The organism is Cellulosimicrobium composti (assembly GCF_009711085.1).
Lineage (GTDB): Bacteria > Actinomycetota > Actinomycetes > Actinomycetales > Cellulomonadaceae > Cellulosimicrobium > Cellulosimicrobium composti.
In genome coordinates, this window is the sequence record NZ_WMKA01000044.1 from 1 (window position 1) to 16,468 (window position 16,468).

General features: G+C 74.9%; 11 protein-coding genes. 5 read left to right on the forward strand and 6 right to left on the reverse strand.

The window, feature by feature from the left end; translation table 11 throughout:
- Positions 1 to 352: 352 nt before the first annotated feature.
- Positions 353 to 2,572: a sialidase family protein gene (locus GJV82_RS15410; RefSeq protein WP_155099843.1), complete on the forward strand. Its 2,220-nt coding sequence runs from the start codon at positions 353 to 355 to the stop codon at positions 2,570 to 2,572.
- Positions 2,573 to 2,720: 148 nt separating this feature from the next.
- Positions 2,721 to 7,598 carry a glycoside hydrolase domain-containing protein gene (locus tag GJV82_RS15415; RefSeq protein ID WP_318657708.1) on the forward strand — a complete coding sequence of 1,626 codons (4,878 nt, stop codon included), beginning with the start codon at positions 2,721 to 2,723 and terminating at the stop codon, positions 7,596 to 7,598.
- Here GJV82_RS15415 and GJV82_RS15420 read toward each other — a convergent pair.
- From GJV82_RS15420 to GJV82_RS15435, 4 genes are all read right to left on the reverse strand, one after another.
- Positions 7,574 to 8,320, reverse strand: a complete 747-nt coding sequence (locus GJV82_RS15420; RefSeq protein ID WP_225873400.1) for a hypothetical protein — start codon at positions 8,318 to 8,320, stop codon at positions 7,574 to 7,576. The two genes, GJV82_RS15415 and GJV82_RS15420, sit on opposite strands and share 25 nt — an antisense overlap.
- Before the next feature lie 5 nt (positions 8,321 to 8,325).
- Complete coding sequence (locus GJV82_RS15425; RefSeq protein ID WP_225873401.1) at positions 8,326 to 8,751, reverse strand: PLP-dependent aminotransferase family protein; 426 nt, start codon at positions 8,749 to 8,751, stop codon at positions 8,326 to 8,328.
- Between the two features lie 75 nt (positions 8,752 to 8,826).
- Entirely contained in the window at positions 8,827 to 9,141 is a 315-nt protein-coding gene (locus GJV82_RS15430; protein ID WP_318657709.1) for an SHOCT domain-containing protein, read from the reverse strand.
- 209 nt (positions 9,142 to 9,350) lie between these two features.
- Positions 9,351 to 11,717: an arylsulfatase gene (locus GJV82_RS15435; protein WP_155099844.1), complete on the reverse strand. Its 2,367-nt coding sequence runs from the start codon at positions 11,715 to 11,717 to the stop codon at positions 9,351 to 9,353.
- A 373-nt stretch (positions 11,718 to 12,090) separates the two neighbouring features.
- On the opposite strand from GJV82_RS15435, the gene GJV82_RS15440 reads away from it, so the two are divergent.
- Complete coding sequence (locus tag GJV82_RS15440; protein ID WP_225873402.1) at positions 12,091 to 13,305, forward strand: YihY/virulence factor BrkB family protein; 1,215 nt, start codon at positions 12,091 to 12,093, stop codon at positions 13,303 to 13,305.
- Positions 13,306 to 13,311: 6 nt separating this feature from the next.
- Here GJV82_RS15440 and GJV82_RS15445 read toward each other — a convergent pair whose 3' ends face one another.
- Together GJV82_RS15445 and GJV82_RS15450 are read right to left on the reverse strand one after the other, a co-directional pair.
- Positions 13,312 to 14,283, reverse strand: coding sequence for a LacI family DNA-binding transcriptional regulator (locus tag GJV82_RS15445; RefSeq protein ID WP_155099845.1), 972 nt, complete (start codon positions 14,281 to 14,283; stop codon positions 13,312 to 13,314).
- 133 nt (positions 14,284 to 14,416) lie between these two features.
- Entirely contained in the window at positions 14,417 to 14,935 is a 519-nt protein-coding gene (locus GJV82_RS15450; RefSeq protein WP_115941596.1) for a VanZ family protein, read from the reverse strand.
- Between the two features lie 56 nt (positions 14,936 to 14,991).
- On the opposite strand from GJV82_RS15450, the gene GJV82_RS15455 reads away from it, so the two are divergent.
- Complete coding sequence (locus tag GJV82_RS15455) at positions 14,992 to 15,849, forward strand: MBL fold metallo-hydrolase (protein WP_155099846.1); 858 nt, start codon at positions 14,992 to 14,994, stop codon at positions 15,847 to 15,849.
- Between the two features lie 77 nt (positions 15,850 to 15,926).
- Complete coding sequence (locus GJV82_RS15460) at positions 15,927 to 16,388, forward strand: GNAT family N-acetyltransferase (RefSeq protein WP_318657710.1); 462 nt, start codon at positions 15,927 to 15,929, stop codon at positions 16,386 to 16,388.
- Positions 16,389 to 16,468: the final 80 nt, after the last annotated feature.

Consider the following 16,468-nt stretch of genomic DNA (forward strand, 5'->3'; position numbering starts at 1 on the left):
AGCCCGCGCACTTTCACCCGGGTTTCACCTGGACGACCGTCCAGTTCGCTGCTTACGCTGAATGCAGCCGGTGCCCGCACGATCAGCCCCCTGCCAGTGCGGGCATCGGCGACGACGGCGGTGCCGCCCAGCCCGACCGATTCGCCCGCACCCCGCCGGACCGACCTCCCTGGTCCGGCGGGGTGCGGGCGTTCGTGCACCCGCGCGCTTCCCCTTGACCCCCGATGCCCCGCAGGCTACGTTCCTGACGTCAGACATCTGACATCATCTGTTCAAGCAGTCTCGGCAGCGTCGCCGCGTCCCCCCTTGGCCGGCCGTCCGCACCGAGTGCTCCACGACCGGAAGGAACGGCATGATCGGACACCTCCGCAGACCAGCGCGCCGTGCGGTGACCCTCGCCGCCGCGCTCGCGCTGGGGATGGGCGGCGCCGTCGTCCCCGTCACGACGGCGGCCGCGCACCACACGACCCCCGCCCCCGACTACGACGTCGCCCCGGCGACCGGCGGACGGGGCACCTACAGCGAGCAGCAGCTCGCGACGAACGGGCAGGGCGGCTTCCCCAACTACCGCATCCCGGCCCTCACCGTGACCAACAGCGGCGCCGTCCTCGCGTCCTACGACGGCCGCCCCACGGGCGCCGACTCGCCCGGCCCGAACTCGATCCTGCAGCGCCGCTCCGACGACGACGGCGTCACCTGGGGGCCGCAGGAGGTCGTCGCGGGTGGCAGGACGACCGCGCCGATCGAGGGCTACTCCGACCCGAGCTACATCGTCGACCGCGAGACGGGGACGATCTTCAACTTCCACGTGAAGTCCTACGACCAGGGCTTCTGGGGGTCGCAGCCGGGCACGGACCCGACCGCGCGCAACGTCATCCAGGCGAACGTCTCCAGCTCGACGGACGACGGCCGCACGTGGACGCACCGCACGATCACGGCCGAGGTCACCGGTGACCTCGGGGCGCGCTCGCGCTTCGCGTCCTCCGGCCAGGGCATCCAGCTCAAGTACGGCCAGTACGCGGGCCGCCTCCTCCAGCAGTACACGATCATCAACGCCGCGGGCGCGGTGCAGGCCGTGTCCGTGTACTCCGACGACCACGGCGCGACGTGGAAGGTCGGCACGCCCGTCGGCACCGGCATGGACGAGAACAAGACGGTCGAGCTGTCCGACGGCCGCGTCATGCTCAACTCGCGCGACTCGGCCGGCTCGAAGTACCGCAAGGTCGCGTACTCGACCGACGGCGGCGTGACGTACGGCCCGGTGACGATCGACACCGAGCTGCCCGACCCGACGAACAACGGCTCGATCGTGCGCGCGTACCCGAACGCGCCGCAGGGCTCGGCCGAGGCGAAGGTGCTGCTCTTCTCGAACGCCGCGTCGCAGTCCGCGCGCGTCAACGGCACGGTGCGCGTGAGCTACGACGACGGCGAGACGTGGCCCGTGGCGAAGGTGTTCCAGGCCGGCGGCATGGCGTACTCGACGCTCGCGACGCTCGCCGACGGCACGATCGGTCTCCTCTACGAGCCCGACGGCGGCAACGGCGGCATCCGCTTCGCCAAGCTCGACATGGACTGGATCCTCGCGGCGCCGAGCGACCGTCCCGGCGACATCACGATCGCCGCGGCGAGCGTCACCAGCCCGACCCCCGCGGGCGGCTGGAAGGTGGGTGACGTCGTCAGCTACTCGTTCACCGTCACCAACCTCTCGGACGCCGTGACGACCGTGTCGCCCACGGGCGACCTACAGCAGTTCGACCCGGCGCAGAGCACGCCCAACTGCCGCTACCGCAACCTCGGGCCCCGTGCCACGTACACGTGCACGAGCGCGCGCCACACCATCACGCAGGCCGACGTCGACGCGGGCCACTTCACGCCGCGCACCACGTGGACCTCGACGTCGGGGACGACGGTCACCACGGTCGAGCACTCGGGCCCGAGCGTGAACCTCGGCGGCCCGGGCAACATCCTCGTCTCGGGCGTCCACACCAACCCGAAGGACGCCTACGCCGTCGGGGACGTGCTCGAGTTCGCCTACACGGTGAACAACATCTCCACCGCGGGGACGCGCGTGGTGCCCACGGGCAACCTGGTCAACCTCGACCCGGCGCAGTACAGCCGCAACTGCCGCTACCTCAGCCTCGCGGCCCTCGCGTCGTACACGTGCACGTTCGCGCACCACGTCGTCACGCAGGAGGACCTCGACCGCGGGTCGTTCACGCCGGACACGACGTGGACCTCGACGTCCGGGACGACCGTGACGGTCGTCGAGCTCGACGGTCCGGCGGTCGAGCTCCCGTCCGCGGCCGCACCCGCGCTCGACGTCCGCGCGTCGACGCGCTGCCTCGCCGGCACGGCGTACGTCGCCGTGACGGCGCAGAACACGGGCGCCGAGGCGGTCGACGTCACGCTGCGCACGCCGTACGGCGAGCGCACGGTCGCGGCCGTGCAGCCCGGCAGGTCGGCGTACCAGTCGTTCTCCGCCCGCTCGTCGGCGGTGGACGAGGGGACCGCCGTCGCGGCGGCGGGCTCCCAGGAGGTCGACGCCACGTTCGGCGCCTCCGCCTGCGCCTGATCACCGAGGAGCCCGGCGGCCTGCGGGCCGCCGGGCTCCTCCGTCGTCCGAGCACGTGCTTGTTCCTGCTCGAATCGCGCCGCTATGGTGCACACATCATCAGGACTCCCCCAGCCCCCGACACCGACGTCGGCGAGAGGACGTTCCCGTGAGACCCCTGCTCCCCCTGACCGTGACCGCAGCGCTGCTGGTCACGGCCCTCGTCCCCGCGGGAGCGGCCGCGCACATCGCCGCCCCCGCGGCCCCGCCCGCGGCGGCCGCCTCGCTCCCCGCCGCACCCGCCACCGCGCCCGCAGGCCCGGGCGAGGAGCTCGACGTCGTCGACCTCGCCACGCGCTACACCGGCAGCCACCTGCGCTACCGGATCCCCGCGCTCACCACGCTGCCGAACGGCGACCTGCTCGCCGTGTACGACGGCCGCCCGACCATGAACGACCTGCCCTCCAACATCGCGCTGCTCATGCGCCGCAGCACCGACGGCGGTGCGACGTGGCAGGAGCCCGAGGTCATCCGCTCCGACGCGGCCCCGAAGGGCTACGGCGACCCGAGCGTCCTCGTCGACCGCGAGACCGGCCGCGTGTTCGTCTTCTACGCCGCGTCGGTCAACCAGGGCTACGCCGGGTCCGGCACGGGCAACGACCCCGACGACCCGAACCTCCTGCACGCCGACTACTCGTACTCCGACGACGGCGGCGTCACGTGGCAGCACCGCCGCATCACCGAGATGTTCAAGGACCCGGCCTGGGGCGGCCTGTTCGCCGCGTCCGGCGAGGGCATCCAGCTGCGCCACGGGCCGCACGCGGGCCGCCTGATCCAGCAGTACACGGTGCGCGCGGCCGGCGGGAACTACGCCGTGAGCGCCTACAGCGACGACCACGGCGAGACGTGGCAGCGCAGCGCGCCCGTGGGCCCGGGGGCCGACGAGAACAAGACCGTCGAGCTCGCGGACGGCACGGTGCTGCTCAACAGCCGCTCCGCGCCCTACCGCCTCGTCGCGACGTCGACCGACGGCGGCGCGACGTACACCGCCTTCTCGCCGGACACGGAGCTGATCGACCCCGCGAACAACGGGTCCGTCATCCGCGCGTTCCCCGACGCCGAGCCGGACGACCCGCGCGCGCAGGTGCTGCTCTTCTCCAACACCGAGGACACCGGCATCCGCCGCAACCTCACCGTGAAGATGTCCTGCGACTCGGGGCAGACGTGGCCCGTCCGCAAGGTCGTCGTGCCGGGCGCCGCGGGCTACTCGACGCTCACCCCGCTCGGCGACGGCACGTCCGACGACGACCTCGGCGGCAGCTACGGCCTGCTGTTCGAGCGCGAGGGCTACCGCAGCATCTCCTACACGAGCTTCGACCTCGACTGGCTCGAGGGCGCGTGCGCCCCGCTCGCCGTGACCGCGGCGGCGCCGCTCACGGCCGGGCAGCGCTCCGACGTCACGGTGACCGTGACCAACCAGGGCCCGGAGGCGACGGCCCCCGGCACGGTGTCGCTCGACGAGCAGGCCGGCTGGTCGGCCGAGCCGGTCGCCGTGCCGGTGATCGAGCCCGGCGCCTCGGCGACGGTCACGCTCGCCGTCACGCCCCCCGCGACCGCTGCGGCGCGCGCGCACGAGGTCTCGGTCCGGTACACCACCGGCTCGGGCGGGAGCGCCGTCAGCTCGTCGGCACGCCCGTCGCTGCAGGTGACCGGCGGCACGGCGACCCCCGCTCCGGCGGTCTCCGTGCTCCCCGTTCTCGACGCGATCTACACGGGCGGCGCCGACGGTCTGCTCGGCGACCAGGTCGCGCCGTGGATCCGGATCACCAACACGGGCAACGTGGCCCTCGCGAGCGTCGCGCTCGCCGGGCCGGACAACGCGTCGTCGTGCAACCGCTCGACGGCCCTCGCGCCCGGCGACTCGTACGTGTGCAAGAGCGTGCGCCAGGTCGTGACGCAGGGCGACCTGGACGCCGGCGCGTGGACCCCGACGTTCACCGCCACGGGCACCACCGCGACGGGAGCGAAGGCGACCCACGCCGCCGCGATGAGCCCCGTCGACCTCACGCTCCCGGCCGCCCCGGGCGCCGACGCGACCGTGTGGGTGCCGTCGGGGGACGTGGCGAGCTCGTCGTTCGTGCGGGTCCCGCGCGCCGGCTCGACCGGGCCTGCGCTCGCGCCCTCCACGACGCTGCGGCTCCAGGTGCCCGCCGCGGGAACGGCGTCCGCGCAGCTCGCGGTCACCGCGCCCCACGGGCTCACGGGCCTGAGCGCCGCGGCGTCCGCGCTCGCCGGACCGGGCGGGGCGGCCCTGCCCGCGGAGTCCGTGCGCGTGCGCTACCCGCAGTACATCCCGGACACCGTGAACGGCGGGGTCGTCGCCGACCCGCTGCGCGACGTCGCGAGCGTCGACGTCGAGGCGGGCCGCAACCAGCCCGTGTGGCTCACCGTGGCCGTGCCCCCGGGCACCGCCCCCGGCGCGTACACCGGGACGGTCGCCGTGACGGCCGAGGACGGGACGATCGGCACCTGGCCCCTGCGGGTCGACGTGCCCGACGTCGAGCTGCGCCCGGTCGACGAGCGCCCGTTCGTGCTCGACCTGTGGGCCCACCCCGACGCGGTGGCCGACACGCACGGCCTCACGCCGTGGAGCGAGGAGCACTGGGACGCCCTGCGGCCCTACCTCGAGGACCTCGCGGCGCACGGCCAGGACGTCGTGAACGCGGCGATCGTCGAGGACCCGTGGCTCGTGACGATCGACGGCCAGCGCCACGCGCAGACGGAGTCGCCGTACCGCAGCACGGTCGAGTGGATCTGGGACGGCACGGACTTCTCGTTCGACTACACCGTGTTCGACCGCCTCGTCACCGAGTCCCGCGCCGCGGGCGTCGGCGACACGATCCACGCGTTCGCGATGCTGCAGTTCACCGGGTCCGAGCGCCTCGTCTACACCGACTCCCGCACCGGCGAGCAGGTGACCGAGGAGATCTCGCTCGGCAGCGCGCGCTACCGCGCGACGTGGACGGCGTTCCTGCGCGACTTCCGGGCGCACCTGGAGGACAAGGGCTGGTTCGACGACACGCGCCTCGCGTTCGACGAGCGCCCCATCGCGACCATGAACGTCGCGTTCGACGTCATCGCGCAGGCCGACCCGGCGTGGACGCCCAAGGTGGCCCTCGCGGCGAACTCGCTCGCCGAGGCGGACATCGCCGACTACATCAGCTTCAACTACTCGTTCCTCGACCAGGTGCCGGACTCCCTCGTCCGGTCCCGTGTGGAGGCAGGCGAGCCGACGCTGTTCTACACGTTCTACGACCCGGTCCGTCCGGACACCGTGACGGCGTCGCCGCCGGTCTCGACGCGCTCGCTCGGCTGGATCGTCGAGCAGCGCGACCTCGACGGCTACCTGCGCTGGACGTACAACTCGTGGCCGAGCGACGTCTACGCCGACCCGACGTTCCGGTACGGGCAGGGCGACGAGTACATCGTCTACCCGGGCGCCGAGCCGGGCGACGGGCCCGTGTCGTCGATCCGCTGGGAGGTGTTCCGCGACGGTCAGGAGGACGCGGAGATCCTCGACCTCGCGAAGGAGCGCCTCGGCGCCGACGCGGCGGTCGTGCGGACCGCGCTCGACGCGATCGACCCGCGCGCCGAGGACGGTCCCGCGACGTGGGCGGCGATGGTCGCGCAGCGCGCGAACGTCCTCGACGCGCTCGCCGCCGACGGCGGGGCGCGGGTGACGGCGACGCTGTCCGACCCCGTCGCGGGCGCAGGCGGGACCACCACGGTGGACGTCGAGGTCACGGCCGGCGAGCAGGCCCTGACCGACGTGCGGCTCGACCTCGCGGTGCCGGACGTCGAGGTGACCGAGCCGGCGTCGACCGACCTCGCCCCCGGCGAGAGCGCCACGTGGCGCGCCGTCGTACGCGTCCCGGCGGACGCGCGCAACCTCACGGTGGTCGCGGGGTCCGTCCTCGCGGGCGACGGCGAGCACGTCGGGTCGTTCACGGTCGTCCCGCTCGTCGAGAGCGCGGTCACGGCCGCCGGTCCGATCACGGCCGAGCGCGCGAGCTCGCCCGACGCGGTCGCGCCGGTCGTGCTCACCGTCCCGGTCCGCAACCGGTCGTCGTCGCCGGAGACGGTCGTCCTCGCGGCGGCCGACCTCGACTTCTGGGACGCCGAGCCCGTCGAGGTCGAGGTCCCCGGGAGCAGCACGACCGACGTGGAGCTCGCGCTCGACCCGGGCGGGCGGACCGGGTGGAGCACCGTCACCGCGACCCTCTCCCACGGCGACGCCGTGCTCGCGACGGCCGCGCTCGACGTCGTGTCCGGCGGCGTGCACGTCTCCGACCTCGGCTGGACGTCCGAGACGAACGGCTGGGGGCCGGCCGAGCGCGACCGCTCGAACGGCGAGGACGTCGCGGGCGACGGGCGCACGCTCTCGATCGGGGGCCGCACCTACTCCAAGGGCGTCGGCGTGCACGCCGTCTCGGCGATCACGTTCGACCTGCCGGAGGGCTGCACCACGCTCGTCTCCGACTACGGGATCGACGACGAGGTCGCCGGTGCCGCGCGCGTGACGTTCGAGGTGCTCGCGGACGGGACCTCGCGCTGGGCGAGCGGGGTCGTCACCCCGGCGTCCCGCGCCCAGCTCGCCGAGGTCGACGTGACGGGGGCGCAGACCGTGACCCTGCGCGTCGGCGACGGCGGCAACGGCGTCGGGCAGGACCACGCCGACTGGGCCGGGGCGTGGCTGCGCTGCGACGGGCCCGGGCCCGAGGACGTGCTCGTCGACGTCGAGGCGGTCACCCGCTGCCTCGCCGGCAAGGCGTACGTGGCCGTCACGGCGCGCAACGGCGGTGACGAGGCGGTCGACATCACGCTGCGCACGCCGCACGGCGAGCGCACGGTCGTCGGCGTCGAGCCGGGCAAGGCGGCGTACCAGTCGTTCGCGACGCGCGCCGGGTCCGTCGAGGCGGGGACGGCGAGCGCCGCGACGGCGACGTCGTCGCGCGACGTCCCCTACGCGGCGGCCTCCTGCGGCTGACGGCAGCCGCCGGTCCCGGCCGGGTGACGCACCGCGCGGTGCGTCACCCGGCCGGGGCGTCGGCCGACCGCCACGAGAGCAGGGCCGCGACGAGGAAGCACACGGCCCCGACGAGCGTGCCGGCGTCGTCCCACCACGCGCTCACGTACTCCCCCGTGCTTGCTCGGCGCGACGTACGCGCCGACGGCGGACGCGCCGAACGCGACCGACCCGAGCAGGTTGAGCCAGGTCCCGTGCCACGTGCGCGCGTCGGTGTCCCACAGGTGGCCGCGGTCACGCGTGGCGACGACCGCGAACGCCGACGAGACGAGGAACGCGACGGACCCGTACGCGTCGGGCTTCCAGCCCGCCCCGAGCAGCGTCGGGTCCTCGACCGCGGCGACGAGGGCCGCCGTCGTGCTGACGTTGAAGCACAGCGTCCCGACGAGCTGGACCGCGGCGGCCCACCAGTCCCAGCGGTCGGCCGGGTGCGTGCCGGCCCGCGGCGGGCGCCGCCCGCTCAGGCTCAGCTGGACGAACGCGGCGGCCGTGAAGAACACCGCGCCGACGACGAACGTCACCCCGACGACGACCGCGCCCACCGCGTCCGCGTAGGGCGGGAGGGCCCCGACGAGGAAGCACAGCGAGCCGACCGCGAACCCCCACGCCTCGCGGCGCAGCCGACGGCGCGGCGACGCCGCGGACCGCGACGTGCCGGGCACCGCTCCCGTCCCGGCGTCCACGCGCGTCAGTGGTGCAGGCCCGAGCGCCGGACCTGGGCGGGCATGGGGGACGCGAGACCGTCGAGCCACGCGGTCTCGACGCGGATGTCCTCGAGGAGCTCGGACGCGAGGTCGCGGCTCACGCCGTCGCGCTCGACGATGCGCTGGACGGTGAGGTCGGCGAGGTCGTCCGGCATCGGGTAGGCGGGCACGAGCCAGCCCTTCGTGCGCAGGCGGTTCGAGAGGTGGTAGAGGCCCCAGCTCTCGGTGCGCCCCGCCGTGAGGCGCCACGCGAACACGGGGTCCGACCCGTCGTTCCCCAGCTCGAACGCGCCGATCTCCTCGATGCCGGCGCTGCCGTCGAGACACGGGTGCTCCTCCGTGACGGGGGCGACCGCCCGGACGCCGGCTCGCGTGCAGGTCGGTCGGAGCACGTGCTGGTCGTCGGTCATGACGGTCCTTCCGGCGTGCCGGTGTCCCGGCGCGGTCGAGGGTCGGGTGGTGGGCGCGCTGCCTAAGGGGCGGGCTCAGCCGGCGAGGATCCGCGCCTTCTGCGCCTCGAACTCCTCCGGGGTGAGCACGCCCTGGTCGCGCAGCGCGCCGAGCTGGGTGAGTTGCTCGATGCGCGCGTCCATGCCGGTCGCCGCGGCGGGGGACGGCGCGGGCGGGGGCGCGTACTGCGGCGCCGGCGCGTACTGCGGGGGCGGCGCGTACTGCGGCTCCTGCTGGGCCTCCTGCTGGGCCCAGCGGCCCGCCTGGCGGCGGGAGACGCGGTTGGACACGGCGGTCGCGGTCCCGGCGATGACGGCGGTGCGCGCGACACCGCGGAGCAGTCCTGGCACGAGGTCCTCCTTCGTGAGGACCGGACCGGAGCCCGGCCCGGCGGTGTCCGGCGCGCGGCGCGCCCGGACGCGGCGTCCGCCCCACCCGGGCGGGCGCCTGTCCCCAGGGTCGTCCGCGGGCGCCGCCCGCGTCCTCACCCGGAGGGTGTGATGTCGCCCCGGGGCCGACACCGGCCCAGGCTGCCGCAGCCCGGCCGTCGGGCGGTCGCTCAGCCGGCGCGTCCCGCCGCGTCGGGCCTGAGGTACTCGACGTGCACGGCGTCGACGGTCCCGTCGAGCGCGAACGGCATGCGGTCGGCGTACGCGCGCGACACCGCGCCGCCGTACGCCCGCCCCACGTCGAGGCAGTCGTTCGCGGAGAACAGCAGCGGCGCGCTCACCGGCACGGTGCCCGAGCCGACGTCCGCGCCGTCGACCCGCAGCACGACGGACAGCGGCCCGGCCGGGCGGGGCTCGACGTACGTCGTGACGACCTCGACGGTGTGCTCGCCCGCCGCGAGCGGCGCACCCGAGCGGACCACTGTCCGCTGGACGAGGAAGAGGTTGTACTCGTACGTGAGGACGCCGTCGAGCAGGAAGCACGTGAGGCCGCCGCCCGCGCCGCCGAGCTTGTAGAGCACGCCGTTCGTGGCGTCCGGCACCGTGAGGCGGATCTCGACGCGGTTGGGCCGGTTGCCGAGCGCGGGGGCGCAGAACTCCGGGACGCGCACCGTGTCGCCCGACAGGTCCCACTCCGTGTACGGCGGGCTGATGCGGTCCTCGGGGTGCATCACGGGGACCCACAGGCCGCCACCCACGGGCAGGACGTCGTTGCGGGCCGCCTCGATCGCGAACAGCTCCTTGAGCTGGGCGAGCTTCTCGGGGTGCTCCGCGGCGAGGTCGTGCGCCTGGCTCCAGTCCTCGTCGAGGTGGTACAGCTCCCAGGGGTCCTCGTCCGGCGTCCACGTGCGGATGCCGGGCGGCATGCCCTGCACCCACGGCAGACGGGGCCCGGTGGCCGACGCCATCCAGCCGTCCGCATAGATCGACCGGCTGCCCATGATCTCGAAGTACTGCGTCCGACGGCGGCCCTCGGCGCCGGCGTCGTCGATCGAGTACGCGAGGCTCGTCCCGTCGATCGGGTCCTGCGGGACGCCGTTCACCGTCTCCGGGTGGGAGATGCCGAGGATCTCGTAGATCGTCGGCACGAGGTCCACGACGTGGTGGAACTGGGTGCGCGGCACGGGGTCGGGCTCGATGTGCCCGGGCCAGCTCACGAACATCGGGTTGCGGGTGCCGCCGAGGTGGGACGCGAGGAGCTTCATGCCCTGGTACGGCGACGACCCGGCCCACGCCCACGCGGCGTGGTACTGGTTGTCCGTCGCGGGGGTGCCGAGCGCGTCGAGGCCCCCGAGCTCCTCCAGCGCTGCGATGTGCTGCTCGACCGTCGACGGGATGCCGTTCTGGGCCAGGAGCTCGCTGATCGTGCCGTTCTGCCCCTCGCCGGAGGACCCGTTGTCGCCCCAGATGTACACGACGATCGTGCTCTCGCCGTACCCGAGCCGCTCGACCTCGTCGAGGAGCCGGCCCGCCTGCACGTCGGCGTGCTCGCCGAAGCCCGCCGCGACCTCCATGAGCCGCGCCTGGAACGCCTTCTGGTCGTCGGGGATGTCGTCCCACGCCGCGAGACTCTCCGGGCGCGGGGTCAGCTCCGCGTCCTCGGGCACCCACCCCGCAGCCTTCGCGCCCGCGAGCGCCCGCTCGCGGTACACGTCCCAGCCGTCGTCGAACGCCCCGGCGTACCGGTCCGCCCACTCCTTCATGACGTGGTGCGGCCCGTGCAGGGCGCCCGTGGCCCAGTAGACGAAGAACGGCTTGTCCGGCGCGTTCGCCTTGTGGTCGCGCAGCCAGCGCATCGCGTCGTCGGCGATGTCCTCGCTGAGGTGGTACCCCTCCTCCGGCGTGCGCGGCGGCCGCACGAGCGTCGTGTTGCGCACGAGGTTCGGCTCGTACTGCGACGCCTCGCCCGCGAGGAAGCCGTAGAAGTACTCGAACCCGTACCCGGTGGGCCAGCGGTCGAACGGGCCGGCCGCCGTCGTCTCCTCCGCCGGGGTGTTGTGCCACTTGCCCCACGCGCCGGTCGCGTACCCGTACTGGCGCAGCACCTCGGCGATCGTCGCGCTGGACTTCGGGATGTGGCCCGAGTAGCCGTCCCAGTCGTTCGCGAGCTCCGCGATCTGCCCGTTGCCCACGCGGTGGTGGTTGCGCCCGGTGAGCAAAGACGCGCGCGTGGGCGAGCACATCGCGGTGGTGTGGAACCGGTTGTACCCGATCCCGTTCGCGCGCACGCGGTCGAGCGTCGGGGTGCGGACCGCGCCGCCGAGCGTCGTCGGGAGGGCCGGCCCGGCGTCGTCGATGAGGATCACGACGACGTTCGGCGCGTCCGCGGGCAGGTGCCGCTCCGGCGGGAGCGGCGAGTACGTGGACTCCTGGATCGTCCGCCCGGCGACGCTGCCGGAGCGGCGGGGCGGGAACGGCAGGGAGCGCTCGGCGGGCAACGGCGTCCCGACGACGGACCGGCGCGGCTCGTCACTCATGGTCGAACCCCTGTCTCTCGAGGACTACCGACCGCACGGCGGCCGACGACGCGACGACGGTAGGTCCGCCCCGCCGCGCGGGGCATCACCCGATGGGTGTGGTTCACGCGCCGCGCTCCGCGTGCCGGGGACGTGTGGACGACGCGAGATCGGCGGTCCGGCCCGACGTCGGCAGTCCCGCCCGACATCGGCACGCACGACCGCCGATCTCACTTCCGGCTGCCGATCTCACCTCCGCCGCCGCGCACGACGTCGCACGTCGCAGGCCCGCGCGGCTTGCGAGCGGTCGAGGGCGAACCCAGCCTGGAGGCGGAAAGGCCCGGCGGGGGCGCCGAGGGGCGCGGCTCGTCGCGACGTCGACCGAGGAGGGCCCATGACCGCCGCCACCGAGCGCCCCGCGCCCGACGCCGGGCACAAGCCCGGTTCGCCCACCGACCTGCACAAGCCCTCGTGGGGGTTCGCGCTCAAGGGCGCGGTGCGGGAGTTCATGGACGACCAGTGCACCGACCTCGCGGCGGCGCTCACCTACTACGCCGTGCTGGCCTCGGCGCCCGCGCTGCTGGCGCTCGTGTCGATCCTGGGGCTCGTGGGCGACGGCGAGAAGGCCGTCGACTCGGTGCTGCAGAGCGTCGAGGGCGTCGTGCCGGCCACGACGCTCGACATGATCGAGCCGCTCGTGGAGAACGCCGCGAACACGGACAAGGCCGGTTTTGCGCTCGTCATCGGTGTCGTGCTGGCCCTGTGGTCGGCGTCGGGCTACGTGGGCGCGTTCTCCCGGTCGATGAACCGCATCTACGAGGTCCAGGAGGGGCGGCCCATCTGGAAGCTGCGCCCCGTGATGCTCGGCGTCACCGTCATCACCGTCCTGCTCGCGGGCCTCGTCGTCGGCAGCCTCGTCCTGTCCGGGCCGATCGCCCGCCAGGTGGGCGAGCTCGTCGGCCTCGGGGACACCGCGATCGCCGTCTGGCAGGTCGCGAAGTGGCCGGTCGCGCTCCTGCTCGTCGTCGTCCTCGTCGCGCTGCTGTACCACCTCACGCCCAACGTCAAGCAGCCGAAGTTCCGCTGGGTGAGCCCGGGCGCGGTCCTCGCGATCCTCGTGTGGGTGCTCGCGTCGGCCGGGTTCGGCCTCTACCTCGGCAGCGGCTTCAGCAGCTACGGCGCCACGTACGGCACCCTCGCGGGCGTCATCATCTTCCTCCTGTGGCTCTGGCTGACGAACCTCGCGCTCCTGCTCGGCGCCGAGCTCGACGCGGAGCTCGAGCGCAGCCGCGAGCTGCAGAGCGGCATGCCGGCGGAGGAGCGCCTGCAGCTCCCGCCGCGCGACACGCGCGCGAGCGACAAGAAGGCGGCCAAGCGCGAGGAGGCCGTCGAGCAGGGACGCGCCCTGCGCGAGAGCCGCGGCCGCTCGACCGGCGCCGACGAGCCGACCGCCACCGACGCGCCCGACGACCGCACCCGGCCCCGCACGGACGCCGCGCCCCACGACCACACCCGGCTCCGCACGGACACCGCGCCCGACGACCACACGCGGCCCGACACCGGTGCCCGGCCCGGTCCGGAGGACGCGGGCGGCCGGCACCAGGCGTAGTCCAGGTCAGGCGCTCCCGCGGCGGACCACGACCGACGGGAACGTGCGCCGCTCCTCGCGGCGGCGCCCCAGCAGCGCCGTCGTCGCGGCGGCCGCGATCCGTTCCACGGGGTGGGTCGCCGTCGTCAGCCCGGGCCCGGCCTGCTCCGCGAACGGCTGGTCGTCGAACCCGGTGACGGCGACGTCGTCGGGCACGCGGACGCCGTCCTCCGCGAGCGCGCGCATCGCGCCGACGGCGAGCGTGTCGCTCATCGCGACGAGCGCGTCGACGCCGGGCCAGCGGCGCCGCGCCTCGCGCGCGGCGTCCGCGCCCGCGCCGGTCGTGAGGTCCGCGGACACCACGCGCCGCGGGACGCCCGCGGCCCGGGTCACGGCCTCGTAGGCGTCGACGGCCCGCCGGGAGCCGGGGAGCCACCCCGGCCCGGTGACCATGACGACGTCGCGACGGCCCGTGGCGAGCACGTGCTCCACGAGCGCGGCGATCCCCGCGGCGGCGTCGACGTCGTACGAGGGCACGCGCCCGTCGGCCGGGCCGATCGCGGCCACGCGCGCCACGAGGTCGCGCGGCACGCTCGCGAGCACGTCCGCGGTGTAGTCGACGAGGAGCACGCCGCCCACGCCCGGGTCGCGCGCGAGGCGGCGGAGCTCGTCGCGCGGGTCGAGCCCGAGCCACCGCAGCGCGACGCCCACACCCTGCGTGTCCGCCGCGCGGCTCGCGGCGGACACGACGCGCGCGACGTACGGGTCGGCGAGCAGGTCCGCCGACGGCGACCCGACCGCGACGACGACGCGCTCGCCGTGGCCGCTCGCGAGCGCCCGCGCGCCCGGGTGCGGCACGTACCCGAGGTGCTCGACCGCGGCGAGCACCGCGCGGCGCGCCTCGGCCGAGACCGGTCCCGTGCCGCGCACGACGCGGGACGCCGTCGACCGCGAGACGCGCGCGGCCGCGGCGACGTCGTCGAGCGTGACGGTCGGCATGGACGCTCCCTGGGCAGGTCCGGTCGGCGGTGACGGGCGACGCCCGAGGACCCACGCTAACCCGCGGGACCACCGTTGTGGAAGCGTTCCCACGCGAGTCGTCCGGCGGCTCGTCCCGGCACGGGAGCGCGGACTAGGGAACGCGCACGCGAGAGGCCGCGTCCCGATCCGCCGCCCCGTCCCGGCGCGCGGCGAGGCGGAGCGCGACGAGCGCGAGCCCCGCGCCGATCAGCGCGCCGATCGAGTTGGAGAGCCAGTCGTTCGTGTCGCACGACCGCCCGAGCGCCGGGACGAGCGCCTGGAACGCCTCGACGAGCGCGGACGCGACGACGCCGCCGAGCAGCGCGGCGAGCGGGCGCCGCAGCGCGACCGCGGCGAGGAGCACGGGCGGCACGAACAGCACGACGTTCGCCGCGAGCTCGACCCGGCCCGGGGTCGGCAGCGCCCACTCGACCGTGCACACCGCGAAGAGCTCGCGGTCCACGGGCACGAGCGTGAGCAGGAGGACCGGCACGAGGGAGAGCGCGAACAGCGCCCACGCGACGCGGGGGCGCCGCACGAGCCACGCCCCGACGAGCGGGCCGAGGACGACGAGGAGGGCGAGGGCGAGCGGCGAGAGCCACGGGTGCAGGACGAGGAGGGTCGTGATCATGAGGGCGCAAGTCTCGCAGACCGGTGCGTGTCGGACGGACGCGGTAGACCTGTCCCATGACGACGACGCCATCACCGCATACCGGCACGCCCCGCGACGAGGACTGGTGGCTCTGCCGCACGTGCGCGGTCGAGCACGCGACCCGGCCGGACGTGTGCGCGATCTGCGCGGACGAGCGTCAGTGGGTCCCGGCGACCGGGCAGGCCTGGACCACCCTCGCCGAGCTCGCCGCCGCGGGCGAGCGCCTCGTCCTCACCGAGCTCGAGCCGGACCTGTTCGGCCTGTCGAGCGAGCCGAGCGTCGGGATCGGGCAGCAGGCCAAGATCCTGCGCACGCCCCCCGGCTCCCTGCTGTGGGACCCGCCGGGGTACCTGGACGACGACGCCGTCGCGCAGGTGCGCGCGCTCGGCCCGGTCGTCGCGATCGCCGCGAGCCACCCCCACATGTACGGCGTCCAGGTCGAGTGGAGCCGCGCGCTCGGCGGCGTGCCCGTGCTCGTCGCGGAGGCCGACGCGCACTGGGTCGCGCGACCCGACCCCGTGATCGAGACGTGGAGCGGCGAGCGCGAGGTGCTGCCCGGCGTCGTGCTGTCGCAGCCGGGCGGGCACTTCCCCGGGAGCGCCGTGGCGCACTGGGCAGCGGGGGCCGACGGGCGGGGCGTGCTCCTGTCCGGGGACACGATCTTCGCCAACCCCGACCGCACGTCGGTGAGCTTCATGCGCTCCTACCCGAACCGCATCCCGCTGTCCGCGGCCGTCGTGCTGCGCGTCGCGGAGCACGTCGCGCGGCGGCCGTTCGAGCGCCTCTACAACAACTTCGAGGGCGTGATCCCGGCCGACGCGCGGGACGTCGTGCTCCGCTCGGCGCAGCGTCACGCCGCGTGGGTGCGCGGCGACTTCGACCACCTCACCTGACGCGGGCGGCGCGGCGACCCGCGGGCCGCGGTGAGACGTCGTGGCGCGGCCCGCCGGTGCGCGCCACGATGGTCGTCGTGCCGATCTCCCATCTCCACGAGACCGACGTCGACGCGCTCCGAGGCTTCCTGACGGACGTCGACCTCACCGTCGCCGGCCTCGACGAGCCCGCGGTCCACCTGTGGGTCGAGCGCGATGAGCACGGCGAGATCGTGGGGAGCACGGGGATCGAGCTCAGCGCGGACGGTCGGCACGCCCTGGTGCGGAGCGTCGCCGTCGCGCCCGGGCACCGGGGGTCGGGCCGCGGGGCCCGCCTGGCCGAGCACGCCCTCGCCGAGGCCGCGGCGCGCGGCGCGACGCGGGCGTGGCTGTTCTCGCGCCGGTCGGGCCCGTTCTGGCAGGGGCTCGGCTTCTCCCGGGCCGACTGCTCCGAGCTCGCCGCGTCCCTGCCCGACACCCAGCAGGTCCGGCTGTTCGCCCGGACGGGCCGGCTCGACCACGAGGTCGCCTGGAGCCGCCCGCTGTCGGCGGGCGGGTGACGGCCGCGGCGCCCGCCTCCGCGCCCGGACCTCCTCCCGCTCCCCTGCGAGCGCCCCGGGCCCGGCGGACGATGGGCCCC